20 protein-coding genes are annotated in these 23,857 nt (G+C 73.1%); 11 read left to right on the top strand and 9 right to left on the bottom strand.

Annotation, left to right across the window (positions count from 1 at the left end; genetic code table 11):
• Nucleotides 1–258 precede the first annotated feature (258 nt).
• The 8 genes from ACS04_RS19660 to ACS04_RS19625 all read left to right on the top strand — a co-directional run bounded on the left by ACS04_RS19660 (nt 259) and on the right by ACS04_RS19625 (nt 9,568).
• Nucleotides 259–909: a PadR family transcriptional regulator gene (locus tag ACS04_RS19660; protein ID WP_048477962.1), complete on the top strand. Its 651-nt coding sequence runs from the start codon at nt 259–261 to the stop codon at nt 907–909.
• Between the two features lie 27 nt (nt 910–936).
• A complete protein-coding gene (locus ACS04_RS19655; protein WP_398023295.1) occupies nt 937–1,725 on the top strand; it encodes an ABC transporter ATP-binding protein in 789 nt (262 codons plus the stop codon).
• Entirely contained in the window at nt 1,722–4,544 is a 2,823-nt protein-coding gene (locus tag ACS04_RS19650; protein ID WP_048477960.1) for an ABC transporter permease, read from the top strand. The genes ACS04_RS19655 and ACS04_RS19650 overlap by 4 nt, the downstream gene beginning before the upstream one ends.
• 93 nt (nt 4,545–4,637) lie before the next feature.
• On the top strand, nt 4,638–5,171 hold the full coding sequence (locus ACS04_RS19645) for a bacterial proteasome activator family protein (protein WP_048477959.1): 534 nt from the start codon (nt 4,638–4,640) through the stop codon (nt 5,169–5,171).
• A gap of 120 nt (nt 5,172–5,291) precedes the next feature.
• Nucleotides 5,292–6,161 carry an NTP transferase domain-containing protein gene (locus ACS04_RS19640; RefSeq protein WP_048477958.1) on the top strand — a complete coding sequence of 290 codons (870 nt, stop codon included), beginning with the start codon at nt 5,292–5,294 and terminating at the stop codon, nt 6,159–6,161.
• Nucleotides 6,158–7,465, top strand: a complete 1,308-nt coding sequence (locus ACS04_RS19635; protein ID WP_078865006.1) for a molybdopterin molybdotransferase MoeA — start codon at nt 6,158–6,160, stop codon at nt 7,463–7,465. The genes ACS04_RS19640 and ACS04_RS19635 overlap by 4 nt, the downstream gene beginning before the upstream one ends.
• Complete coding sequence (locus ACS04_RS19630) at nt 7,453–8,553, top strand: potassium channel family protein (protein ID WP_078865004.1); 1,101 nt, start codon at nt 7,453–7,455, stop codon at nt 8,551–8,553. Before ACS04_RS19635 ends, ACS04_RS19630 begins: the two co-directional genes overlap by 13 nt.
• A 37-nt stretch (nt 8,554–8,590) precedes the next feature.
• On the top strand, nt 8,591–9,568 hold the full coding sequence (locus ACS04_RS19625) for an NAD(P)H-quinone oxidoreductase (protein ID WP_048477956.1): 978 nt from the start codon (nt 8,591–8,593) through the stop codon (nt 9,566–9,568).
• 76 nt (nt 9,569–9,644) lie between these two features.
• Here ACS04_RS19625 and ACS04_RS19620 read toward each other — a convergent pair whose 3' ends face one another.
• The 3 genes from ACS04_RS19620 to pdhA are packed head-to-tail and all read right to left on the bottom strand — an operon-like array spanning nt 9,645 to nt 13,065.
• Nucleotides 9,645–10,934 carry a dihydrolipoamide acetyltransferase family protein gene (locus ACS04_RS19620; protein ID WP_048477955.1) on the bottom strand — a complete coding sequence of 430 codons (1,290 nt, stop codon included), beginning with the start codon at nt 10,932–10,934 and terminating at the stop codon, nt 9,645–9,647.
• Nucleotides 10,934–11,902 carry an alpha-ketoacid dehydrogenase subunit beta gene (locus ACS04_RS19615; RefSeq protein WP_245236449.1) on the bottom strand — a complete coding sequence of 323 codons (969 nt, stop codon included), beginning with the start codon at nt 11,900–11,902 and terminating at the stop codon, nt 10,934–10,936. Before ACS04_RS19615 ends, ACS04_RS19620 begins: the two co-directional genes overlap by 1 nt.
• A gap of 26 nt (nt 11,903–11,928) precedes the next feature.
• Nucleotides 11,929–13,065, bottom strand: a complete 1,137-nt coding sequence (gene pdhA / locus ACS04_RS19610) for a pyruvate dehydrogenase (acetyl-transferring) E1 component subunit alpha (RefSeq protein WP_048477953.1) — start codon at nt 13,063–13,065, stop codon at nt 11,929–11,931.
• Between the two features lie 176 nt (nt 13,066–13,241).
• Between pdhA and ACS04_RS19605 the strand changes: the two genes are divergently transcribed.
• Entirely contained in the window at nt 13,242–13,826 is a 585-nt protein-coding gene (locus ACS04_RS19605) for an Lrp/AsnC family transcriptional regulator (RefSeq protein WP_078865002.1), read from the top strand.
• 97 nt (nt 13,827–13,923) lie between these two features.
• On the opposite strand, the gene ACS04_RS35810 is transcribed toward ACS04_RS19605, so the two are convergent.
• From ACS04_RS35810 to ACS04_RS19590, 3 genes are all read right to left on the bottom strand, one after another.
• The gene (locus ACS04_RS35810; protein WP_158977340.1) at nt 13,924–15,498 is read right to left on the bottom strand and encodes a PKD domain-containing protein; all 1,575 of its coding nucleotides are present in this window, start codon (nt 15,496–15,498) and stop codon (nt 13,924–13,926) included.
• Nucleotides 15,499–15,762: 264 nt separating this feature from the next.
• Nucleotides 15,763–16,353 (bottom strand): TetR/AcrR family transcriptional regulator, encoded by a 591-nt coding sequence (locus ACS04_RS19595; protein ID WP_048477950.1) that lies wholly within the window; start codon nt 16,351–16,353, stop codon nt 15,763–15,765.
• Nucleotides 16,350–17,918 carry a 3-hydroxyacyl-CoA dehydrogenase gene (locus ACS04_RS19590; protein ID WP_048477970.1) on the bottom strand — a complete coding sequence of 523 codons (1,569 nt, stop codon included), beginning with the start codon at nt 17,916–17,918 and terminating at the stop codon, nt 16,350–16,352. Before ACS04_RS19590 ends, ACS04_RS19595 begins: the two co-directional genes overlap by 4 nt.
• Nucleotides 17,919–18,085: 167 nt before the next feature.
• Here ACS04_RS19590 and paaN point away from each other — a divergent pair, with 167 nt between their 5' ends.
• Nucleotides 18,086–19,768 (top strand): phenylacetic acid degradation protein PaaN, encoded by a 1,683-nt coding sequence (paaN, locus tag ACS04_RS19585; RefSeq protein ID WP_048477949.1) that lies wholly within the window; start codon nt 18,086–18,088, stop codon nt 19,766–19,768.
• 97 nt (nt 19,769–19,865) lie between these two features.
• The gene (locus tag ACS04_RS19580) at nt 19,866–20,969 is read left to right on the top strand and encodes a DNA polymerase III subunit beta family protein (RefSeq protein ID WP_048477948.1); all 1,104 of its coding nucleotides are present in this window, start codon (nt 19,866–19,868) and stop codon (nt 20,967–20,969) included.
• Here the strand turns inward: ACS04_RS19580 and ACS04_RS19575 are convergent.
• The 3 genes from ACS04_RS19575 to ACS04_RS19565 are packed head-to-tail and all read right to left on the bottom strand — an operon-like array spanning nt 20,953 to nt 23,725.
• Complete coding sequence (locus ACS04_RS19575) at nt 20,953–21,723, bottom strand: TrmH family RNA methyltransferase (RefSeq protein ID WP_078865001.1); 771 nt, start codon at nt 21,721–21,723, stop codon at nt 20,953–20,955. The genes ACS04_RS19580 and ACS04_RS19575 overlap by 17 nt on opposite strands.
• Nucleotides 21,720–22,913: an HTTM domain-containing protein gene (locus ACS04_RS19570; protein ID WP_048477968.1), complete on the bottom strand. Its 1,194-nt coding sequence runs from the start codon at nt 22,911–22,913 to the stop codon at nt 21,720–21,722. The genes ACS04_RS19575 and ACS04_RS19570 overlap by 4 nt, the downstream gene beginning before the upstream one ends.
• The gene (locus tag ACS04_RS19565; protein ID WP_078864999.1) at nt 22,910–23,725 is read right to left on the bottom strand and encodes a DUF5819 family protein; all 816 of its coding nucleotides are present in this window, start codon (nt 23,723–23,725) and stop codon (nt 22,910–22,912) included. Before ACS04_RS19565 ends, ACS04_RS19570 begins: the two co-directional genes overlap by 4 nt.
• Nucleotides 23,726–23,857: the final 132 nt, after the last annotated feature.

Genomic DNA, 23,857 nt, shown 5'->3' with positions numbered 1-23,857 from the left:
GAGCCCCCCGCCCGTCGTCACCGCGATCGGCACCGGGCGGAACGAGCGCGCCGCCGACCTGGCCGCGCACATACTGCCCCTCGGCACGGGATTCGCCCTGATGGGACTGGGTCTGGGCTACCTCGGGATGCGGCTGCGCAAGGGGCTGTGAGGCGCGCGGACCCCCGTCCGCGGTCGGACCCGGCAGCGCCCGTCCCCCTTCCGATGTACGCCCGGAGATGGTTGCGGCGGCCTGCATACTCGGTATACATACTGAGTATGTCGATTCGCCACGGCCTTCTCGCCCTGCTGGAAAGGGGTCCTCGGTACGGCTCTCAGCTGCGTACCGAGTTCGAATCCCGCACCGGCTCCACCTGGCCGCTCAACGTCGGGCAGGTGTACACCACCCTCGCCCGCCTGGAACGCGACGGCCTCGTCGCTCCCGGTGGCGAGGACGCCGCAGGCCACACCCTCTACGCCATCACCGACTCCGGCCGCTCCGAACTGCACCAGTGGTACGAGCGCCCCGTCGACCGCACCAACCCGCCCCGCGACGAACTGTCCATCAAGCTCGCCATGGCCGTGGGCGCCCCGGGCGTGGACATCCGCGCCGTCATTCAGTCCCAGCGGCACGCCACGATCAAGGCGATGCAGGACTACACCCGGCTCAAGGCGCAGGCGCTCGCCGCGATCGAGAGCGGCAAGTCCCGCGAACGCGACGACGTGGCCTGGCTGCTGGTCCTGGAGCAGCTGATCTTCCAGACCGAGGCCGAGGCCCGCTGGCTCGACCACTCCGAATCACGGCTCGTACGGCTCTCCCTGCCGGCCGACCGGAGAGCCGAGCCCGAGCCGACCCAGGCCGCAGACACCGACGCCCCCGCGGCCACCGCCGCACCGAAGCCCCGCGCCCTCCGCACCCCGCGGGGCTGAAGCCACCACCGTCCCAGGGGGACCCCCATGCCTGACCAGCACTCCGCACCGCACATACAGCCCGGACAGCCCGCACCGTCCTCGCCCTCCGCACAGCCCGTGCTCCGGCTCGAACGACTCGTCCGCACGCACGGCAGCGGCGCCACCGAGGTACACGCACTGCGCGGCATCGACCTGTCCGTGTACCCCGGCGAACTCGTCGCCGTCATGGGCCCCTCCGGCTCCGGCAAGTCCACGCTGCTCACCCTGGCCGGCGGTCTCGACACGCCCACCAGCGGCCACGTCATCGTCGAGGGCACCGACATCACCACCGCGAGCCGGCGCCAGCTGGCCGCGCTGCGCCGCCGCAGCATCGGGTACGTCTTCCAGGACTACAACCTGATCCCGGCCCTCACCGCCGCCGAGAACGTGGCGCTGCCCCGGGAGCTGGACGGGACCTCCGCCCGCAAGGCCCGGGTCTCGGCCCTGGCCGCCCTGGAGGAGATGGGCCTCGCCCAGCTCGCCGACCGCTTCCCCGACGAGATGTCCGGCGGCCAGCAGCAGCGCGTGGCCATCGCCCGCGCCCTCGTCGGCGACCGTCGCCTGGTCCTCGCGGACGAGCCCACCGGCGCGCTCGACTCCGAGACCGGCGAATCCGTACTCGCCCTGCTGCGCTCGCGCTGTGACGCGGGCGCGGCCGGCATCCTCGTCACCCACGAACCGCGGTTCGCCGCCTGGGCCGACCGCGTGGTCTTCCTGCGCGACGGCAGCGTGGTCGACGAGACCCTGCGCAGCCAGGCCGACTCGCTGCTCTCGGGGCAGGCGGCCGGCCGGTGAAGTCCTCGTACCACTCCTGGATCGCGGCCATCCGGATCGCCCGCCGCGACGCCTGGCGCGCGAAGGGCCGCAGCGCCCTCGTCCTCTCGATGATCGCCCTGCCGATCATCGGCGTGAGCGCCGCCGACCTCACCGTGCGCAGCGCCGAGCTCTCGCCCGAGCAGAAGGTGACCCGTCAGATCGGCGCGGCGGACGCCCGGTTGAGCGACTCCCACCTCACGGGGCCCGTCTTCCAGGACGTCGAGGGCAGGAACTCCATGCCCGCCGGCGGCTACGACACGTACGTCCCCGGCTCGGAGCCGGACCCGAAACTCCTGCCCTCGCTGGTCCCGGCGGGCTCCCAGTCCCTCAAGGACAGCACGGCGCGCACCAAGGTCCGGACCCGGTACGGGCTGCTGGAAACCGACCTGCGCGAGATCGACGCGGGCAGCCCCCTCGTCAAGGGCATGATCGAGATGAAGCGCGGGCGCCCGGCCCGGGAAGCGGGCGAGGTCGTCGCCACGACCGCCTTCCTGAAGGAGTCCGGGTTCTTCGTGGGCTCCGAGTTCCGCGCACGCGGTTCGGACAGCTGGTACCGGATCGTGGGCGCCTACGAGCTGCCCTCCGAGCTGAGCAAGACCGAGATCCTCGCCCCACCCGGCACCCTGCTGGCCCCGCTCGACAAGGCCTTCCAGGCCGCGGGGGTCCCGGGGGTGGTGGCCACCGACAGCTACCTGGTCAAGGTCGGCGGCGATGGTTTCACGTGGAACATGGTCAAGGCGCTCAACACGAAGAGCGTGCAGGTGGTCTCCCGCGCGGTGTTCCTGCACCCGCCGGCCGAGTCCGAGGTGCCGTACGTCGTCCAGCAGAAGAAGCTGGGCTACTACTCCCCCGACAAGGGGCTCCCGACCACCGAACTCGCCGTCCTGGCCACGGTCGTCGGCCTCGCGATGCTGGAGATCTGCCTGCTGGCGGGGCCCGCCTTCGCAGTCGGCGCCCGTCGCTCCCGCCGCCAGCTCGGCCTCGTCGGCGCCAACGGCGGCGACCGGCGCCACATCCGGGCCATCGTGCTCTCCGGCGGTCTCGTCATCGGCGCCGCGGCCGCGGTCAGCGGCACGGCCCTCGGCATCGCCCTCACCCTGGGGCTGCGGCCGGTGCTGGAGGAGTATCTCGGCGCGCGCTTCGGCGGGTTCACGCTGCGTCCGCTGGAGATCCTCGGCATCGCCCTGCTCGCCGTGGTGACCGGCCTGCTGGCCGCGATCGCACCGGCGGTCACCGCGTCCCGGCAGACCGTCCTGGCCTCGCTGACCGGCCGTCGCGGGGTCCGCCGGGCCAACCGGGTGCTGCCCGTCCTCGGCCTGATCGCCCTCGCCGCCGGCGCCGCGATCGCCCTCTACGGCACGGCCTCCTCGATGGGCTCCACGGTGGTCGCGGGCGGCAGCGCCATCGCCGAGCTCGGCATCGTCGCCCTGACGCCCGTGCTGGTCGGCCTGTTCGGACGGCTCGGGCGCTGGTTGCCGCTGTCGCCCCGGCTCGCGCTGCGCGACGCCGTGCGCAACCGGGGGCGTACGGCCCCCGCCGTCGCCGCCGTCCTGGCCGCCGTCGCCGGCACCGTCGCGGTGGCCACGTACCAGCACAGCTCGGAGATCCAGGCGCGCCACGAGTACGTCGCCGACCTGCCGGACGGCGCGGGCATAGTCTCCCTCAACGAGCTCGGCCGCAGCAAGGACATGGCCGCCGTCCGCGAGGCGGTGTCGCAGGAACTCCCGCTGGCCGTCCGGGCGGACGTGGACCACATCTCGTACGGCAAGCCCGGCTGCGAGCGGTCCACCGGCAACGACGGGTGCGGGCGGGTCGACATCATGCGGCCCAAGGAGCAGCGCTGCCCGCTCTACGAGGCCAAGAACGGGGCCGACTCCTTCCCTGCCGCGGAGCGCAAGGCACTGCGCAAGGACCCGCGGTGCACGTGGAACCGCCACTCCGCGCAGTTCAACGTCGTCGTCGCCGACGAGAAGCTGCTGCACGCGCTCGCGGTCACCGATCCGGGCGCCGTCGCCGCCCTGAAGGAGGGCAAGGGCGTCTCGTTCGACAAGCGCAACGTGAAGGACGGCAAGGTCACCGTCCGGCTGATCGACAGCAAGGACGAGACCTACGAGCCGGGGGTCGACCCCAAGGGGGTGGACAAGGTCTTCGCCGTCCACCAGACGCCCGACACGACCGAGGGCTACGGCCTGGAGCTCGTCCTGCCGCCGGCCGCGGCCAAGAGCGCCGGGCTGACCACCCTGCCGTTCGCCTCGTACTTCACCCTGGACGGCACGGCCACCAGCCGGCAGAAGCAGCGGGTGGCCGAGCGGATCGACCAGATCGGCGTGGAGGCCCCCGTCACCATCGAGGCCGGGTACCAGGCCCAGGCCGACATCACGGGGCTGGCCCTGACCCTCTTCGCGGGCCTGGTGACCATCGGCGCGGCCGGCATCGCCACCGGACTCGCGCAGGCCGACGCCGAGGCCGACCTGAAGACCCTGGCGGCGGTCGGCGCACCGCCGCGGGTGCGGCGCACGCTCAGCGGCTTCCAGTGCGGGGTGGTGGCCCTGATGGGCGTGGTGCTGGGCTCGGCGGCGGGCATCCTGCCGGCGGTGGGGCTGCGGCTCGTCCAGCGGCAGGAGACGCGGCACCTCATGGAGATGGCCGGCGACGCGAACGATCGGCTGTTCGTGCCGATCGCGGTGCCGTGGGAGACCCTCGGCGGGCTGCTCGTGGTGGTTCCGCTCGGAGCGGCCCTGCTGGCCGCCCTGGTCACCAAGTCCAGCGGCGCCATGGCACGGCGCGAGGCGGGCTGACGGTCACTGTGTGTTCTCGCCCCCGTACAGGTTGGATCACGCCCGTACGGGGGCACACCGTGTGAGTAGGACGGTGTGCGAGAGAATGACGGCATGGAGATGCCGAGCAGTGAACGGTCGCAGGACAGCCCCCCGCCCGGCTTGATCGTGGGACAGGACGGGATGCCGGTCGGCGGCGCCGATGACGAGTCGCGCGAGGTCCCGGTGACGGAGATGGTCGAACAGCCCGCCAAGGTCATGCGGATCGGCAGCATGATCAAGCAACTTCTGGAAGAGGTCCGCGCCGCACCTCTGGACGAGGCCAGCCGGGTCCGTCTGAAGGACATCCACGCAGCGTCCGTGAAGGAGCTGGAGGACGGTCTGGCTCCGGAACTGGTGGAGGAACTGGAGCGGCTGTCGCTCCCGTTCACCGAGGAGGCGATCCCCTCCGAGGCCGAACTGCGGATCGCCCAGGCCCAGTTGGTCGGCTGGCTGGAAGGCCTCTTCCACGGCATCCAGACGGCGCTGTTCGCGCAGCAGATGGCCGCGCGGGCCCAGCTGGAGCAGATGCGCCGCGCCCTTCCGCCGGGCGCCCCGGCGGACGAGGAGGACGGCCACGGCGCCATCCGGTCGGGCCCGTACCTGTAAGCGCGACATGACAAGGGACCCGGGGTCCCGGGACTTCGGCCCTGGGACCCCGGTCCCGTTCACGGGCACCTGGCAAGTGCGGGGCCCCGCGGGGCACATGGGCCGCGCATACTCAGGGGTATGACCTACGACGCGATCGTCCTGGCCGGCGGCGCCGCGAGACGCCTCGGAGGAGCGGACAAACCCGCCCTCCGGGTCGGCGGCCGGGCCCTGCTCGACCGCGTCCTGGACGCCTGCGCCGACGCCGCCACCACCGTCGTGGTCGGCGACCGCCGCCCCACCGCCCGTCCCGTCCGCTGGACCCGGGAGGACCCGCCCGGCGCCGGCCCCGTCGCCGCCCTGGACGCGGGGCTGCGCGCGACCACCGCCGAGCTGGTCCTCGTCCTCTCCGCCGACCTGCCGTTCCTGGACCGGGACACCGTCGCGGCGCTGCTGCGGGCCCCGGCCGCCGGAGGGGACGGCGCCCTGCTGCGCGACCCCGCCGGCCGCGACCAGCCCCTCGTCGCCGCCTACCGCGCCGAACCGCTGCGGCGCGAGATCGCCCTGCTGGCGACCGAGCACGGCGCCCTTTCCGGCCTTCCGCTGCGCGCCCTCACCACCGAGCTCGACCTGGCCAAGGTGGCGGATTCCGCGCCGTTCGCCTCCTTCGACTGCGACACCTGGGAAGATCTCGCGGTCGCCAGAGCCCGGATCAGGGAGCATGGAAGCGTGCTCGACCAATGGATCAACGCCGTCAAGACAGAGCTGGACATCGACGTCGCCGTCGACACCAAGATCCTGCTCGACCTCGCCCGTGACGCCGCACACGGCGTCGCCCGGCCCGCCGCCCCCCTGACCACCTTCCTGGTCGGCTATGCGGCCGCACAGGCCGCAGCCGCCGGTGGGGACCCCGCCACCGCCGTCGCCGAGGCTTCCCGCAGGGCCGCCGAGCTGGCCCTGCGCTGGGCTGCCGAAGCCGAGGCCGAGGCCCGAGAGAACGGCTCAGGATGACACCCACCGACGCCGACCACGCCCTCCAGGCCCTCGACGAGGCCCTGGCCCTGGTCAGCCGCGATCCGCGCGCCGGGGAGCCCTCCGGCGGCGGTCACCGGGCCGCGGGCTGGCCGCAGGCCCGGGAAGCCGCCGCCCGGGCCGGATCCGGCATCCGGGCCCGCACCCACAGGGTCCCCCTCGCGGAGGCGCTCGGCGAGGTGCTGGCCCAGCCCCTGGAGGCCCTCACCGACCTGCCGTCCTTCGACAGCTCCGCCATGGACGGCTGGGCCGTCGCCGGGCCCGGCCCCTGGACCATCCGCCCCGGGGGCGGAGGGCTCGCCGGGTGCGAGCGCCCCGAGCCACTGGCCGACGGGGAGGCCGTGCGGATCGCCACCGGCGCCCGGATCCCCGCCGACACCACCGCGGTCATCCGCAGCGAGCACTCACGCGAGTCCGGTACCCAGCTCCACGCCGTCCGGCCCGTCCTCACCGGCCAGGACATCCGCCCGCGCGGCCAGGAATGCCGCTCCGGCGACCTGCTGCTGCCCGCCGGCTCCCTCGTCACCCCTGCCGTCCTGGGCCTCGCCGCGGCCGCCGGGTACGACGAGCTCACCACCCGGCCCCGGCCCCGCGTGGAGATCCTGGTGCTCGGGGACGAGCTGCTCACCGAAGGCCGCCCGCACGACGGGCTGATCCGCGACGCCCTCAGCCCCATGCTCGGCCCCTGGCTCACCCGGCTCGGCGCCGAGGTCATCGCCACCCGGCGCCTCGGGGACGACCCGGCCGGGGCCAAGGCCCTGCTGGCCGCCGTCACCGACTCCGCGGCCGACCTGGTCATCACCACCGGCGGCACCGCCTCCGGCCCCGTCGACCACGTCCACCCCGTCCTGAGCGAGGCCGGCGCCGAACTGCTGGTCGACGGGGTCGCGGTACGCCCCGGACACCCCATGCTGCTGGCCCGGCTCGGCGAACGCACCGACGGACGCCACCTGGTCGGCCTGCCCGGGAACCCGCTCGCCGCCGTCTCCGGTCTGCTGACCCTCGCCGAACCGCTGCTGCGCGCCCTGGCCGGCCGCCGCCAGCGGCCCCGGTACACGGTTCCGGTGCAGGGGGAGGTGCCGGGCCACCCGTACGACACCCGGCTCGTGCCCGTCCTGCTGACCGACGAGCACGCCGTACCGCTGCGCTACAACGGTCCCGCGATGCTGCGCGGCGTGGCCGCCGCCGACGGGCTCGCCGTCGTACCGCCGCACGGCGCGCGGGACGGACACGAACTGGAGATCCTGGACCTGCCGTGGGTCTCCGGAGGATGTTTCACGTGAAACTTCACGGCCACGACGCGATGGCCCGGGGCGCCGACGAGAAACTCGTCTCACGGCGCATCAAACTGCCCAAGCGCGTGGTGGAGAAGCCGCTGCGGCAGGTGGGCAAGCGCCTGCTGATGGCGCTGTTCGTCCTGTTCCTGACCGTACTGATCGTGTGGCTCGACCGGGCCGGCTACCACGACAACGCGAACGAGACGGTCGACCTCCTCGACTGCGTCTACTACGCCACGGTGACCCTGTCGACGACCGGCTACGGCGACATCGTCCCGTACAGCGACAGCGCGCGGCTGACCAACATCCTGCTGATCACCCCGCTGCGCGTGCTGTTCCTGATCATCCTGGTCGGAACGACCCTGGAAGTCCTGACCGAGAAGACCCGGGAAGAGTGGCGGCTGAACCGCTGGAGGAAGAACTTGCGCGACCACACGGTAGTCGTCGGCTTCGGCACCAAGGGCCGCTCGGCCCTCCAGACGCTGCTGGCCACGGGCCTGCGCAAGGACCAGGTCGTCATCGTGGACCCGAGCGCCAAGGTGATCGACATGGCCAACGCGGAGGGGTTCACCGGCGTGGTCGGCGATGCCACCCGCTCCGATGTCCTGCTCCGCGCCGAGCTGCAGAAAGCCCGTCAGATCGTCATCGCCACGCAGCGCGACGACACGGCCGTCCTGGTCACGCTGACGGCGCGGCAGATGAACCGCGGCGCGAAGATCGTCGCGGCGGTCCGCGAGGAGGAGAACGCGCCGCTGCTGCGCCAGTCGGGCGCCGACGCGGTCATCACGAGCGCGAGCGCGGCGGGCCGGCTGCTGGGCCTGTCGGTGCTGAGCCCGAGCGCGGGCACGGTGATGGAGGACCTGATCCAGCAGGGCAGCGGGCTCGACCTGATCGAACGGCCGGTGTGCAAGGCCGAGGTAGGCAAGGGCGTCCGGGAGACGGAGGACCTGGTGGTGAGCGTGGTGCGCGGCCACCGGCTGCTCGCGTACGACGACCCGCACGCCAGCCCGCTCCAGCTGACGGACCGTCTCATCACCATCGTGCGCGCCGCGCCGCCCTCGGCGCCGCAGGTGACGCTCGGGCCCGCCGATTAGAGGCTCTCGTTCGCGGAGGTGGCGTACCCTCCGGGCCATGCATGCGATCACCATCGAAGAGCCCGGCGGCCCCGAGGCCCTCGTCTGGGCCGAGGTACCCGATCCGGTGGCCGGCGAGGGCGAGGTCCTCGTCGACGTCGCGGCGAGCGCCGTGAACCGCGCCGACGTCCTCCAGCGCCAGGGGTTCTACGATCCCCCGCCGGGCGCCTCCCCCTACCCCGGTCTGGAGTGCTCGGGGCGCATCTCCGCCCTCGGCCCGGGCGTGTCCGGCTGGGCCGTCGGCGATGAGGTCTGCGCCCTGCTCGGCGGCGGCGGGTACGCGGAGCGCGTGGCCGTCCCGGCGGGCCAGCTGCTGCCGGTCCCGGCCGGCGTGGACCTGGTGACGGCGGCGGCGCTTCCCGAGGTGGTCTGCACGGTCTGGTCGAACGTGTTCATGGTGGCCGGTCTGCGGCCCGGCGAGACGCTGCTGGTGCACGGCGGCTCCAGCGGCATCGGCACGATGGCGATCCAGCTCGCGAAGGCGGTCGGCGCGCGCGTGGCGGTCACCGCCGGCGGCCCCGAGAAGCTGGCCCGCCGCAAGGAGCTGGGCGCGGACATCCTGATCGACTACCGCGAGCAGGACTTCGTCGCCGAGGTGCGGGACGCGACGGGCGGCGCCGGGGCGGACGTGATCCTGGACATCATGGGCGCGAAGTACCTGGCGCGGAACCTGGACGCGCTGGCCGTGAACGGCCGGCTCGCGGTGATCGGGCTCCAGGGCGGGGTCAAGGCGGAGCTCAACCTGGGGGCGCTGCTGGCGAAGCGGGCGGCCATCACCGCCACCTCCCTGCGGGCCCGCCCGCTGGAGGAGAAGGCCGCCATCGTCGCGGCCGTACGGGAACACGTCTGGCCGCTGGTGGCCGCGGGCCGGGTGAAGCCGGTGGTGCACGGCTCGTTCCCGATGTGGGAGGCCGCGCAGGCCCACCGCACGCTGGAGTCGAGCACGCACGTGGGCAAGCTGCTCCTGACCACATGATGACCCGGCCACCTGAGCACGCGCGGGCGCCCCACACCTCGGGTGAGGTGTGGGGCGCCCCGCTACGGCGAGCGCGTCACAGCGAGCGCAGCAGCACCGCCGGGGACTCCACGCAGTCGGCCACGTAGCGCAGGAAGCCGCCCGCCGTGCCGCCGTCGCAGACGCGGTGGTCGAACGTCAGCGAGAGCTGGACGACCTGGCGGACCGCCAGCTCACCCCGGTGGACCCACGGCTTCGCCATGATCCGGCCCACCCCGAGCATCGCCGCCTCCGGGTGGTTGATGATCGGCGTGGAGCCGTCCACGCCGAACACCCCGTAGTTGTTCAGGGTGAACGTGCCTCCGGTGAGGTCCGCCGGAGCCAGCTTCCCGGACCGGGCCACCTCGGTGAGGCGGGCGAACTCCGCCGACAGGGACTCGGCTCCGCGCGCCTGCGCGTCCCGGACCACCGGAACCACCAGCCCGCGCTCCGTCTGCGCCGCGAAGCCGAGGTGCACGGACGGCAGCCGGACGATCTCGTTCGCCGCGAGGTCCACGGTCGAGTTGAGCTCGGGATACTTCGCCAGCGCGGCCGTGCAGATCCGGGCCAGCAGCGCCAGCACCGAGATCTTCGGGCCGCCCACGGCGTTCATCGCGGCCCGCGCCGCCATCAGCTCGGTCGCATCGGCGTCGACCCAGCACGTGGCGTCGGGGATCTCCCGGCGGCTGCGCGACAGCTTCTCGGCCACCGCGCCCCGCAGGCCCTTCAGCGGCACCCGCTCGCCCACCGCCGCGGCCGCGGCGGCCACCGGAGCGCCGACGGGCGCCGGCGCAGGCGCCTCGGGGGCCCGGAGCGCCGCCTCCACGTCCGCGCGCAGGATCAGGCCCTCGGGCCCGGATCCGCGCAGCCCGCGCAGGTCGACCCCGTTGTCCCGGGCCAGCTTGCGCACCAGCGGCGAGATGACCGCCACCGGACCGGTCACGGCGGCAGCGGGAGCGGGTGCGGGAGCGGCGGCAACGGCCGGCGCTGCGGAGCCAGGTCGCACCCGCCTCCGACGCGCCGTGCGCGAGTGGTCCGTCCCGTAGCCCACCAGGACGTTGCCCGACCCGGAATCCTCGGGCTCCGCCTCCGGGGCCGTCTCCGCGCCCACCGCCACCGTGATCAGCGGTGCTCCGACGGGGAGTTCCGTGCCCTCCTCCCCGAACCTGGCGGTGACCACACCGCCGTAGGGGCACGGCACCTCCACCATCGCCTTGGCCGTCTCGACCTCGACCACCGGCTGGTCGATGGCCACGACGTCGCCCACCGCCACCAGCCAGCGGACGATCTCGGCCTCGGTCAGTCCCTCCCCGAGATCGGGGAGCTTGAACTCCATTACCTGCGGCATCAGTTCTCCCACTGCAGGCGGGCCACGGTGTCCAGGATCCGGTCCACGCCGGGCAGGTGGTGCTTCTCCAGCATGGGCGGCGGGTACGGGATGTCGAAGCCCGTCACCCGCAGCACCGGCGCCTCCAGGTGGTGGAAGCACTTCTCCTGGATGCGGGCGACGAGCTCCGCGCCCGGCCCCGCGAAGCCGTTCGCCTCGTGGACCACCACCGCGCGCCCCGTACGCCGTACGGAGGCCATGACCGTGTCCTCGTCGAGCGGGACGAGCGAGCGCAGGTCCACGACCTCCAGGTCCCAGCCCTCCTCGCGCGCCGCCTCGGCCGCCTCCAGGCAGACCGGCAGCGAGGGCCCGTACGTGATCAGGGTGGCGCTCGCGCCGGTACGCCGGACGAGGGCCTTCCCGATCCCCGGCACGGCCGCCGGCTCCGCCGGGTCCCACTGCGCCTTCGACCAGTACAGCCGCTTCGGCTCCAGGAAGACCACAGGGTCGTCGCTCGCGATCGAGGCGCGCAGCAGCCCGTACGCGTCCTCGACGGTCGCCGGGGTCACCACGTGCAGGCCGGGGGTGGCCACGTAGTACGCCTCGGAGGAGTCGCTGTGGTGCTCCACGCCGCCGATCCCGCCGCCGTAGGGCACCCGGATGGTGATCGGGAGCGGCATCGCGCCGCGCGTGCGGTTGCGCATCTTCGCCACGTGCGAGATCAGCTGTTCGAAGGCGGGGTAGGCGAACGCGTCGAACTGCATCTCCACGACGGGCCGCAGCCCGTACATGGCCATGCCCACCGCGGCGCCCAGGATCCCGGCCTCCGCGAGCGGGGTGTCCGTGCAGCGCTCCTCGCCGAACTCCTTCGCGAGGCCGTCCGTGATCCGGAAGACCCCGCCCAGCGTGCCGACGTCCTCGCCCATGACGTGGACCGTCGGGTCCTCGGCCATCGCGTCGCGCATGGCGCGCTGCAGCGCCTGCGCCATCGTCGCCGGCTTCACGGCCACCGTGGTCACGACTGCTCCTCCGCGTCGAGCTCGGCGCGCAGCATCTCCGCCTGCTCGCGGAGCCGGCCGGTCTGCTCCGCGTAGACGTTTTCGAACAGGTCCATCGGGTCGAGCACGGGCTCGGCGTTCATCCGCTCGCGCAGGGTCGCGGCCATCGCCTCGGCGGCGTCCTTGGCCTCCTGGATGCCGTCGGCATCCAGCATCCCGCGGGCGGTCAGCTCGCGCTCCAGCAGCTCCACCGGGTCGTGCGCCTTCCATGCCTCGACCTCGGCGTCGCCGCGGTAGCGGGTCGCGTCGTCGGCGTTCGTGTGGGCCTCGATGCGGTACGTGACCGCCTCGATCAGCGTCGGTCCGCCACCGGCACGGGCCCGCCGGACGGCCTCGGACAGCACCTCGCGCACCGCGGCGATGTCGTTGCCGTCGACGAGGCGTCCGGGCATCCCGTACCCGACGGCCTTGTGGGCCAGGGTCGGGGCCGCCGTCTGCTTGGCCAGCGGGACCGATATCGCGAAGCCGTTGTTCTGGACGAGGAAGACCACCGGGGCCTGCCAGACGGCCGCGAAGTTCAGCGCCTCGTGGAAATCGCCCTCGCTGGTGCCGCCGTCGCCCACCAGGGCGAGCGCGACCACGTCGTCGCCGCGCAGCCGGGCCGCGTGCGCCAGGCCGACCGCGTGCGGCAGCTGGGTGGCGAGCGGGGTGCTCAGCGGGGCGATCCGGTACTCGCGCGGGTCGTAGCCGGTGTGCCAGTCGCCGCGCAGCAGGGTCAGCGCCTGTACGGGGTCCAGCCCGCGGGCCACGGCCGCGAGGGTGTCGCGGTAGCTCGGGAAGAGCCAGTCCTGCTCCTCCAGGACCAGCGCGGCCGCGATCTCGCAGGCCTCCTGGCCGACGGTGGACGGGTACACGGCCAGTCGGCCCTGCCGGGTGAGGGCAGTCGCCTGGGCGTTGTACCGGCGGCCGCGGACCAGCTCGGCGTAGCAGCGGCGCATCAGCTCGGGGTCGAGCTTCTCGGCGGCCGGCGTGCCCAGCACCCGGTACGGCTCGGGGTCCGGGAGCAGCGGGGCGGCATCCGTACGGGGCCTCCAGGCGGGCGGCGGGGTGGAGCGGTGGGATGCACCGGCACCGGGCAGCTCTTGGACCGTCATGGCGGCGTACACCTCCTCGTGGGAAGCGGGCAGGGCGACTCGGCTGTGAGGCGCCTCACCAACCGATTGTTCGGTCGATGGCGCAATTTGGCTACAGGCGGCGCCAGGCTGTGGACAAAGTGGCGCCGGGGCCCTGGGATGGGTGCAGGACGTCCAGAAGAGGGAGGCAGTGGGCAATGCCGGATGAACAAATGGCCGCGCCGGGTTCCGGGCCGGGTTCCGCTCCGGTGCCGCCCGGCGGTGCGCCTTCGGCCCCGCAGGCCCCGCCGCTGCCCCCGCGCCCCCTGGATCCCATCGACCGTTCGATCATGCGCCTGCTCCAGGCGGACGGCCGCGCGTCGATACGGTCGGTGGCCGAGCAGGTCCACGTATCGCGCGCGAACGCCTACGCCCGGATCAACCGGCTGATCGACGACGGGGTGATCCGGGGGTTCACGGCCCGCGTCAACCACGAACGGGCGGGCCAGGGCGCCTCCGCCTACATCACCCTGAAGATCGTCCAGAACTCCTGGCGCACGGTCCGCGAGCAGCTGCGCGAGCGTCCGGGCGCCGCGCACATCGCCCTGGTCAGCGGCGATTTCGACGTGCTGCTGCTGGTCCACACGCCCGACAACCGCACCCTGCGCGAGCTGGTCCTGACCCGCCTCCAGTCCATCCCGGAGGTCCTGTCGACCCGCACCCTGCTGGTGTTCGAGGAAACGGATCTGCTCGATTCCGCCCCGGGCCAGGGCGGCGCGGGACCGGCGATCTCGGAGGAGTAGCGGGGCTCCCGGGACTTCCGGGGCCCCCGGGGAACGGCGGAGCCCCGGGAGGGTCGTGAGGGCCTTCCCGGGGCTCTGTACGAGGCCGGAGGCGCGATTACTTGGTCTCGTAGTAGCCGAACATGTCGACGATCAGGTCCGTCGTCGCCCAGCTCTGGTTCCAGAAGTCGACGACGCCGTTGACGCCGCCGGAGCTCGCCTGGACCAGGTTCGGGACGGTCTGGCCGGCCGTCCAGTTCAGGGTGGACGACGTGGGCCGCCCCGGGAAGACGTTCGTGTCGTTGTCGTACTGCTCCGGAGTGTTGGGGTCCGGGGCGACCGACAGGAACCCGTCCTGCTGCGTGTTGGTCACCGTGGTGTTGAGGACGTACCCCGCGATGCCCTCCTCGCCGGTGGAGAAGGGCTGCCAGAGGTAGCCCCGCGCCGGCACCGGCCCCCACTTCGAGGTGCGGGTGTCGATCCAGCGCTGCGGCTTGGCGGGCATGAAGGCCCCCGAGCTGTCGGGGCTGTAGTAGCCGACGACGTCGACGATGACGTCGGTGCCCGCCCAGGCTCCGTTGAAGATGTTGACCTTGCCGTCGGCGCCGACGGGGACGATCACCGAGTTGGCGACGGTCTGCTTGGCCCTGAAGTTCACGTTGGACGTGTTCGGGGCCTGCTGGCCGCTCGGGTAGGCCGTCAGGTGGCCGTCCTCGCGCGGGTTGGTGGCGGTGACGTTCAGCGCCACGGCGGTGGCGCTGCCCGGCACGTACCAGCCGCCGAGCTGCACGCCGATCGACTTGCGGCCGCCGACCTGGCCCTGCGGCGCTCCCTGGCCGGAGCGGGTGTCCACGGCGCGGACCGGGGTCATCGGCGTGTAGCCGCTGGCCGCGGTGCGGGTGAAGTAGCCCGTGATGTCCGCGATCAGGTCGATCGGCGTCCAGCTGCCGTTGTAGAGCTCGACGGTGCCGTCCTTGCCGACCGGCACGATCACCATGTTCGGGACGGTCTGCGCGGCCACGAAGTTGACGTTGGACGTCGTCGGACGCGTGGTACCGCCGGGGAACACCGTGACGTGACCGGGGTTCGAGGTGTTGGTCGCGGTGACGTTCAGGGCCACGGCCGTGACGCCCGCCGGGATCTTGCCGTTGCCGGCGATCTTCAGCTTGGTCGAGGAGTACGCCTGGACCATGCCCCGCGGGGCTCCGGTGCCGTCACGGGTGTCCAGGAGGCGGGTCGGGGCGTACGGGGTGAAGTCCGAGCCGACCGTCGAGAGCGGCAGCTCGTTGACGGACTCGGCCTGGTTCGCACTGTCCGTGACGGTGACCTTGACCTGGTACTCGCCGAGCTCGGCGTAGCTGTGCCTGCGCGACACCTCCTGGCCCGGGGAGGCGTCCGTGACGTCGGTCGTGCCGTCGCCCCACTCGTAGGTGACCTTGAGGGCGGCGCCCGCGGCGCTGACGACCTGGGCGCGCAGCTCGATGCCGTGCGCGGAGACGCTCTTCGCGTCGAGGACGAGGCCGAGCTCCGGGTTGCCCGCGGCGGCGGTCTCCGCGCCCTGCGCGGTGGCGTTGGCGGAGGTCTTGCCCTTGGCGGCGGGCAGGGCCTTGCGGACCGAGCGCTCCTTCGGGCTGTGGAAGGTCTTGACGTCGGACGCACCGGCCGTGGCCAGGTCCGCTCCGGGAGCGGCCACCCCCTTGACCACCGGTGCGGACGAACCCGCGGCCGGACCCGCGGCCGGACCGGCCGCCTGGGCCGCGCCCGGGATGAAACCAACGCTGGCCGCGACGACAACGGCAGCGGAAACTACAAGACGGCGACTGCGCACCGGCCCCCCATTTTCTGTTACTGCTTGTGTTACTGCTTGAACGCGTTCGAAAGCTCGCTCATCGTACAGAGTTCGCACAGCAATTCATCAGAAAATATGGGCCAGGATCGTGCGGATCATGGCGGGGAACTAGCCGCGAACCGTCCGCAGGCCGTCCAGGGCCATGTGGACCACCGCGTCGGCCAGCTGGTCCGCGGTCGTGCCGGGGTGCGGGCGGTACCACTCGACCAGCGAGTTCACCATGCCGAACAGCAGCCGGGTGGCCAGCCGGATGTCCACGTCCGCCCGCAGGTCCCCGTCCGCCGCGGCCGCCTTCAGCAACTCGGCGACCTGGTGGTCGAACTCGCGCCGGCGCTCCAGCGCCCAGCGCTCGGTCCGGGTGTTGCCCCGCACCCGCAGCAGCAGCGTCACGTACGGGAGCTCGGCGACCAGGACCTCGACCGTGCGGCGCGTGACGTACTCGACCCGCTCGACCGCCCGGCCCCGTACCGCGCCGGTCTCCTCCAGGACGGCGAAGAGCCCGTCGAGCGCGCGGCTGACGGCCCGCTGGAGGAGCTCCTCCTTGCCCGCCACGTGGTGGTAGATCGAGGACTTCGAGATGCCCGCCGCCTTGGAGAGGTGCTCCATGGAAGTGCCGTCGTAGCCCCGCTCGTTGAAGACCTGGACGGCGACGGACAGCAGGGTCTCGGGGGTGTAGGTGTCCCGCTTCGCGGTGGTCATGCGGTCTCCTCCGCGGCGCCCGCGTGGCCGTCTTCGCCCTCGTCGCCCCCTTCGCCGCCTTCGTCGCCCTCGTCGTCCTCGGTGTAGCCGAGTTTGAACAGCGCCAGCGAGGGCGCGTAGCGGCCGCCGGGACAGCGCTCGTCGAGGTGGTGCAGCAGGTCGTACGCCCAGTCCCGGCCGAGCCGGCCGTGCCATTCGGAGGGGCCCAGCGGGTAGTTGACCCCGAGCCGCATCGCCGTGTCGATGTCCTCGGCGCTGGCCGCCCCGCGCGCGACGGCATCGGCGGTCAGGTCGATGAGCATCGCGACCGTACGGGCCACGATCATGCCGGGCACGTCGCCGATGACGGAGACCTTCTTGCCGAGCTTCTGGAACAGGCCGATCGCCTCGGCGAGGGTCCGCTCGCCGGTGTCCTCTCCCGCGGAGAGCGCGATCCGGGTGGCGCCCCGGTAGTCGAGCGCGAGGTCGAAGTAGACGACGTCGGCGAACTCGACCGAGGTCTTGCCGTCCGCGAGCACCAGCTGGCCCTCGCCGGGCAGCTGGATGTACGGGCCCCCGTGCCCGGTCTCCGTGACCGCGATCCCGGCCTCTTCCAGCAGCTCGACCAGCCCGGCGGCCGGACCGAGGTCGCCGACCACGGTGACCTTCTCCGGAGCGGCCTGCGGTGCGGCCGTGTGCGGGGCCGGGACCTGGGCGTCCGGGCCGTACGGGAACCAGCCGTGGCCCGACTTGCGGCCGAGGCGGCCCGACTGGACCAGCCGGCGCTGCGCCAGGGAGGGGGTGAACTTGGGGCTGCGGAAGAACGACTCCCACACGGAGCGGGTGACGGCCTCGTTGACGTCCTGGCCGATCAGGTCGGTCAGCTGGAACGGGCCCATCTTGAAGCCGCCGCTCTCGCGGAGCACGGCGTCGATGGTGGCCGGGTCGGCACCCTGCTCCTCGTACACCGCGAAGGCCTCGGCGTAGAAGGGGCGGGCGATCCGGTTGACGATGAAGCCCGGGGTGTCGGCGCAGCGCACCGGCGTCTTCCCCCAGCCCAGCACGGTGGCGTGCGCGCGCTCGGCGGCGGCCGGGTCGGTCGCGAACCCGCTGACCACCTCGACGAGCGGGAGCACCGGGGCCGGGTTGAAGAAGTGCAGCCCGAGGAAGCGGCCGGGATGCGCGAGGCCTGCGGCGAGCTCGGTGACGGAGAGGGAGGAGGTGTTGGTCGCCAGCAGCGTGTCCGGCGCAACCACCTCTTCGAGGGTCTCGAAGAGCGCGCGCTTGACGGCGATGTCCTCGACGACCGCCTCGATGACGAGCGCGGCGTCCGCGAGGTCGGCGAGGGCGGAGGCCGATTCGATCCGGCCGATCGCCTCCTCGGCCTCGGCGCGATCGAGGCGGCCCTTGGCTGCCATGCGGTCGACGCGGTCCTGGACGATGCCGACGCCGCCGGCGGCGAGGGTGGCGTTGATGTCGTAGATCAGCACCCGGTGACCTGCGAGAAGGGCGACCTGGGCGATGCCCTGCCCCATGGTGCCGGCGCCGACGACCGCCACAGTGCGGGACCGCTCGATTGCTGTCATGTCCTGATCCTCCCGCACCGGGTTATCCACAGGCTTGCCGGGCCCTCTTGTCCCGACCGATCGTTCGGTTACTCTAACTCCAGTCTGCTCTTCTTCACCCGCCCCTGCCTGATCTCAGTCTGCGACCCAGCCTGATCTTGCCCGGCTCAACGAGGAGTTGGTCCCTGATGGCCGCCGAGCTCACCGTCCACCAGCTGTCCGACAAGCACCGGTCCACCCTGGACCAGGCCCTGGCGGCCATCCGCAGCCGCGCCTACTGGTCGCCGCATCCGGAGCACCCCAAGGCCTACGGGGAGACCGCCCCGGCCGACGGGCTGGCCGCCTTCGAAGCGGTCCGCGGCACCCGGTTCGACCTGGGCCAGCCCGGTACGGACGGCTGGACCGGCGGCGAGGTGTCCCCGTACGGCCCCGAGCTGGGCGTCGAGTACCCGCACGCCGACCCGGACGTGCTGCTCCCCGCGATGAAGGCCGGCATGGGCGCCTGGCGGGACGCCGGGCCCGAGGCCCGCGCCCTGGTCTGCATCGAGATCCTGGCCCGGATCGGCGCGCGGACGCACGAGTTCGCGCACGCGGTCATGCACACCAGCGGCCAGGCCTTCATGATGGCGTTCCAGGCGGGCGGCCCGCACGCGCAGGACCGCGGCCTGGAGGCGGTGGCCTACGCGTACGAGGAGCAGACCCGCGTCCCCGGGCAGGCCGACTGGTCGAAGCCGCAGGGCAAGAAGGACCCGCTGGAGCTCGGCAAGACCTTCACGGCCGTCCCGCGCGGCATCTCGCTGATGATCGGCTGCAACACCTTCCCGACCTGGAACGGCTACCCGGGCCTGTTCGCCTCCCTGGCCACGGGCAACGCGGTGCTGGTCAAGCCGCACCCGCGCGCCGTGCTCCCGCTGGCGCTGACGGTGAAGGTGGCCCGCGAGGTGCTCGCCGAGGCGGGCTTCGACCCGAACCTGGTGGCCCTGGCCGTGGAGCGCCCCGGCGAGGGCATCGCCAAGGCCCTTGCCGTCCGCCCCGAGATCAAGCTGATCGACTACACCGGCTCGACCGAGTTCGGCGACTGGCTCGAGACCAACGCCCGCCAGGCGCAGGTCTACACCGAGAAGGCCGGCGTCAACACGGTCGTCGTCGACTCGACCTCGAACTACAAGGGGATGCTGTCCAACCTGGCGTTCTCGCTGTCCCTGTACAGCGGCCAAATGTGCACCACCCCGCAGAACCTGCTGATCCCGCGCGACGGCATCGAGACGGACGCCGGCCACAAGTCCTACGACGAGGTCGTCGCGGACCTCGCGGCCTCGGTCGGCGGCCTGCTGGGCGACGACGCCCGGGCCAACGCGCTGCTCGGCGCCCTGGTCAACCCGGACGTCAAGAGCCGCCTGGAGGCGGCGGCCGCCCTCGGCGAGGTGGCGCTGGCCTCGCGCGAGGTGGTCAACCCCGAGTTCCCGGACGCCGTCGTGCGCACCCCGGTGATGGTCAAGCTGGACGCCGCCAAGCCTGACCCGGAGGCCCCGTACCTGTCGGAGTGCTTCGGCCCGGTGTCGTTCGCGGTGGCCGTGGACTCCACGGCGGACGCCCTGGAGCTCCTGCGCCGCACCGTGCGGGAGAAGGGCGCGATGACGGTCGGCGCCTACACCACGTCGGCGGACACCGAGCGGGCCATCGAGGAGGTCTGCCTGGAGGAGTCGGCGCAGCTCTCCCTGAACCTGACGGGCGGGGTCTACGTCAACCAGACCGCGGCCTTCTCGGACTTCCACGGCTCCGGCGGCAACCCGGCGGCCAACGCGGCGCTGTGTGACGGCGCCTTCGTCTCGAACCGCTTCCGCATGGTCGAGATCCGCCGCCAGGCCTGAGGGCCACGCAGGCGGCGGGCCCGGCGCGGCGGCGCCGGGCCCGCCGCTTGACCCTCGACCTGGTGGAGGTCCCAGAGTCGGGGGTGTGGAGAGCGACATGCGCAGCATCGGCGAGATGGGCCGCGACAGCGGGCTCGGGGTGAGCGCCCTGCGGTTCTACGACCGCGCGGGCGTCCTCGTACCGGCGTGGGTGGATCCGGCGACCGGGTACCGCTGGTACGCCCCCGAGCAGCTCGGCGAGGCCCGGCTGCTGGCGCGGCTGCGCCGCTCGGGGATGCCGCTCGCGGACATCCGGCTGGTGCTGGCCGGCTGGGCGGGCGGGGACACCGGCCTGGTGCCCCGGCTGCTCGACGGGCATCTGCGCCGGCTCGAAAGCGGGCTGGCCGAGGCGCGCGAGGAACTCTCCGCGGTACGAGCCCTACTCGGACACAAGGAGACCTCCATGACCACCGCCACCGCCACCGCCCGACTGACCCTGCCGGGCGCGGGGCTCGCGGCCGCCCTGGACGCCGTCCGGTACGCCGCCGGAACCGACCCGGAGCTGCCGGTGCTCGGCGGGATCCACTTCGACATCGAGGGCGACGCCCTGCACCTCGTGGCAACGGACCGCTACCGGATGGCCGTCGCCCGGACCTCCGCCACCGGTGCCGCCACCCCGGCCGACGGCGCTGCTGCCACCGCGTCCGACAGCACTTCCGACAGCGCTTGCGACCCGGCCGGCCACGGCGGGGGCGGCCGGGTCCAGGTGACCGTGCCCCTCCCGCTCGCGGACGCGATGCGCGCCCTGCTGACCGACGGCGCCCCGGCCCGCCTGACCGTGGACGGGGGCAGGGTGGAGCTGGAGACCCAGGGCCGCCAGGTCGCCGGGCAGAGCCTCGGCGAGGACTTCCCCGACTACCGCCGCCTGACCCTGCTGCCCGAGGGACGCCGGCTCCCGCTGGACGTGCCCGCCCTGCGGCGGGCCCTCGGCGGGCAGGAGGCCGAGGTGTGCGTCCTGGTCCTGACGGACACGGTGACCGTCGGCGACGAGGACTGCGCGGGGGACCGGGTGGGGGTCAACCCCGCCTACCTGCTCGACGCGCTCGCCGCCGGGGAGGAACTGCTCCTGGAGTACATCGGCCCCAAGGCCCCGCTCGTCCTCCTGCGCCCCGACGTCGAGGACGCCTTCTCCCTGCTGATGCCGGTCAGTCTCGAGGCGTGACCCTCGGGCCGCCCCAGTGGAAGAGGGTCATGGCCACGCTGGTGGCCAGGTTGTAGCTGGAGACCTGCGGGCGCATCGGGAGCGCGACCAGGTGGTCGGCCCGCTCGCGCAGCTCGGGTGAGATGCCGTGGCGCTCCGAGCCGAAGGCCAGCAGGGCGTCGTCCGGCAGCGTGAGGGAGCGGATGTCCTGTCCCTCCGGGTCGAGCGCGTACAGGGGCCCGGCGGGCAGGGTGTCGATGCCGACCCGGTCCACGGTGGTGGCGTAGTGCAGGCCCGCTCCGGCCCGGACCACGTTGGGGTGCCAGGGGTCGAGGTCGCCGCGGGTGACGACGCCGGTGGCGCCGAAGCCCGCCGCGAGCCGTACGACGGCGCCGACGTTGCCGAGGTTGCGGGGGTTGTCGAGCACGACGACGGGCGCGGTGCGCGGCTGCCGGTCGAGCCGGGCCCGCCCCTCGGCCCGGTCGGGCCGCAGGGCCAGCGCGGCGACCCCGGTGGGATGCACGCGCGCCACGAGCTCCCGCAGGCCTCCCCCGCGCACCAGCCGCCCCACCTGCGCCGCGACGTCCGGAGCCAGCTCGGCGGCCAGCGCCCGTACGCCCTCGGGATCCTCGGCCACGGCCAGCCGCACGTCCGCCCCGAACCGCAGGGCGTGCTTCAGCGCGTGGAACCCGTCGAGCAGCACGAGGTCCCCCCGCCCGACGGCCTCCCGCCACTGCTGCGCGATGTCGTCGGCGCTCCCGTGCAACTCAGTCATACCGCCGAGCGTACGGGCCGGACCGGGCCCGCCTTCGCCGGGGGAAGCACCCCGCGCACCCTGCGCACCCCGCCGGCGGCCCTGGCGCCCAGCCACAGGAGGAAGGGCGTCGGCAGGAACACCGCGTCGGCCGCGATCATCGCCATGGAGAAGAACGGCAGCCCCAGCAGCACCGCGATCCCCGCGTGCTCCAGCATCATCAGCGCCAGCAGCACGTTCTTGATCCGCCGGTTGAACACCGTGAACGGAAAGGCGACCTGCACCGCCACCGTCCCGTACGACAGCAGCATCACCATCGTCCCGCTCCCCGCCAGCACCCCCGACAGCCCCGGCCACGGGGTGAAGTAGTCCAGGCCGAGCGGGTAGTACAGCGCGGTCCCGTCCTGCCACCGCGAGCCCTGGATCTTGTACCAGCCGGCCGTCGCGTAGATCAGGCAGACCTCCGCCATGATCACCAGCAGCCCCGCGTTGTGCACCAGGTTGGCCAGGACGTCCAGGGCGGCCCGCCCCTCGCCCTCCGGCTCGTACCGGTCCGCCATCCACCACACCGCGCACACGACCCACAGCGCCGCGAAGGCCGCCAGCCAGCCGTATCCGAACCGGTCCGTCACCGCCCCGTACGCGAACACCGCGCCCAGCACGCCCCACAGCACCGGTCCGGCCGCCCCCGCCGAGGCCGAGCCCCGCAGCCGCGCGCGCCGCGCGTCGAGCGACCACACCTGCGCGCACCGGGTCAGCACCAGGTAGATCGCCATCAGGTGGATGACGTTGTCCCCGCCGTCGCCCATGAACACGCTGCGGTTCTGCAGCGACAGGACGCCCACCATGAACACCGCGGAGCTCGCGCGGGTCCGCCAGCCCAGCATCAGCAGCAGGGCCGACGCCACCGAGAGCGCGTAGACCGTCTCGAACCAGAGCCCCGAGTCCGACCACATCAGCACCGAGAAGGCGTGGTTCGAGGCGATCAGCCGCTCCGCCAGGGCGAAGCTCCAGGGCCCGTCCGGCCCGTAGAGCTCCGCGCGGTGAGGGAACTCCCGCAGCAGGAAGAACAGCCAGGTCGCCGAGAAGCCGATCCGGACGACGGCGCTCTGGTACGGGCCCAGCGCCCGCCCGCTGACCCGCGCCACCGCCCGGCCCGCGGCGGCCCGCGCCCGCGCGAGCGCCCGCCCGGCCGCCGGAGCCCGTCTCACACCGTCCACCACGGCAGCTCCCGGTAGTACGTCTGGGTGTCGGTCTTCTCTTCGCTCCACGGCGGCGCCGGCACCGCCCGCGTCGTCGAGCGCAGCTGGATCCGTACGATCTCGCCCCGCCCGCCGGCCGCGTCCCGGCCGAGCCGGGCCAGGGCGATCCGGCGCAGGTACTGCTCCGACAGTTCGCCGCGCTCGCCGATCGGCTTGTTGTCCTCGTCGTGCGAGCCGGTGAAGAAGTCCCAGGCCCGGCGCAGCTCGTTCTGCCGGGTGTGGCTCGGCAGCAGGCCGTGCCGGATGGCGGCGCCGTCCTCGGCCGACAGGTCGCGCCAGCCGACGGTCACCGGCTCGCCGCCGAGGGCGGGACGGACCTCGGCCCGCGCCTGCACCGCGATGTTCTGCTGGAGCGGGTTGGGGGCGAAGAGCTTCCAGTTCTGCTCGAACTCGGGGTAGATCCAGTCGTCGACCGTCCGGGCGTGCTGCTTGCTCACCGTGTTGGACGGTGCGACGTGCAGGAAGACCAGCGCCAGGTGCCCGCAGGCGGCGAGGCCCACGGCAGCCAGCGCGAGGGCCGCGAGGACCCGGTACGGGGCGGACAGGCCCGCGATCCCGGGAGCCCGGGGTGGCCGCCCCGGGTCGGCGGGCGGCCCGACCGGGGGATCCGCCGGCGTACGGGCCGCGGGGACGGCCGCCGCGGCGGCCGGCTGAACGGCCGGCTGACCGGTCGGCGGCTCGCTCGGCGGGTTGGCCGGCGGATCGACCGGCGGACCGGCGGGAACGGATGCTTCCGCGGGCTCGCGCTCGTTCGATTCCATCCCGCCCCGATCATCCGGTGTCCACAGGGTCGACCTCAGAGGTTGACACCCTACGGGCCGCCGTCCCACCATTGAAGAGTACGAACCGAACGATCGGTCGGTCGGGCGGTCAACAATCTCTGGCAGGGGGCC

Source organism: Streptomyces roseus (assembly GCF_001044425.1).
GTDB classification, from domain to species: domain Bacteria; phylum Actinomycetota; class Actinomycetes; order Streptomycetales; family Streptomycetaceae; genus Streptomyces; species Streptomyces roseus.
Note: the sequence above shows the minus strand (reverse complement) of the source record. Positions and strands in the feature narration are given on the sequence as shown.

Excerpts from the sequence above, each read along its gene's own strand:
- ACS04_RS19660 (WP_048477962.1), top strand. The coding sequence starts at position 259 with ATGTCGATTCGCCACGGCCTTCTCGCCCTGCTGGAAAGGGGTCCTCGG.
- ACS04_RS19655 (WP_398023295.1), top strand. The coding sequence starts at position 937 with ATGCCTGACCAGCACTCCGCACCGCACATACAGCCCGGACAGCCCGCA.
- ACS04_RS19645 (WP_048477959.1), top strand. The coding sequence starts at position 4,638 with ATGGAGATGCCGAGCAGTGAACGGTCGCAGGACAGCCCCCCGCCCGGC.
- ACS04_RS19640 (WP_048477958.1), top strand. The coding sequence starts at position 5,292 with ATGACCTACGACGCGATCGTCCTGGCCGGCGGCGCCGCGAGACGCCTC.
- ACS04_RS19635 (WP_078865006.1), top strand. The coding sequence starts at position 6,158 with ATGACACCCACCGACGCCGACCACGCCCTCCAGGCCCTCGACGAGGCC.
- ACS04_RS19630 (WP_078865004.1), top strand. The coding sequence starts at position 7,453 with ATGTTTCACGTGAAACTTCACGGCCACGACGCGATGGCCCGGGGCGCC.
- ACS04_RS19625 (WP_048477956.1), top strand. The coding sequence starts at position 8,591 with ATGCATGCGATCACCATCGAAGAGCCCGGCGGCCCCGAGGCCCTCGTC.
- ACS04_RS19620 (WP_048477955.1), bottom strand. The coding sequence starts at position 10,934 with ATGCCGCAGGTAATGGAGTTCAAGCTCCCCGATCTCGGGGAGGGACTG.
- ACS04_RS19615 (WP_245236449.1), bottom strand. The coding sequence starts at position 11,902 with ATGGCGCAGGCGCTGCAGCGCGCCATGCGCGACGCGATGGCCGAGGAC.
- pdhA (WP_048477953.1), bottom strand. The coding sequence starts at position 13,065 with ATGACGGTCCAAGAGCTGCCCGGTGCCGGTGCATCCCACCGCTCCACC.
- ACS04_RS19605 (WP_078865002.1), top strand. The coding sequence starts at position 13,242 with ATGCCGGATGAACAAATGGCCGCGCCGGGTTCCGGGCCGGGTTCCGCT.
- ACS04_RS19595 (WP_048477950.1), bottom strand. The coding sequence starts at position 16,353 with ATGACCACCGCGAAGCGGGACACCTACACCCCCGAGACCCTGCTGTCC.
- ACS04_RS19590 (WP_048477970.1), bottom strand. The coding sequence starts at position 17,918 with ATGACAGCAATCGAGCGGTCCCGCACTGTGGCGGTCGTCGGCGCCGGC.
- paaN (WP_048477949.1), top strand. The coding sequence starts at position 18,086 with ATGGCCGCCGAGCTCACCGTCCACCAGCTGTCCGACAAGCACCGGTCC.
- ACS04_RS19580 (WP_048477948.1), top strand. The coding sequence starts at position 19,866 with ATGCGCAGCATCGGCGAGATGGGCCGCGACAGCGGGCTCGGGGTGAGC.
- ACS04_RS19575 (WP_078865001.1), bottom strand. The coding sequence starts at position 21,723 with ATGACTGAGTTGCACGGGAGCGCCGACGACATCGCGCAGCAGTGGCGG.
- ACS04_RS19565 (WP_078864999.1), bottom strand. The coding sequence starts at position 23,725 with ATGGAATCGAACGAGCGCGAGCCCGCGGAAGCATCCGTTCCCGCCGGT.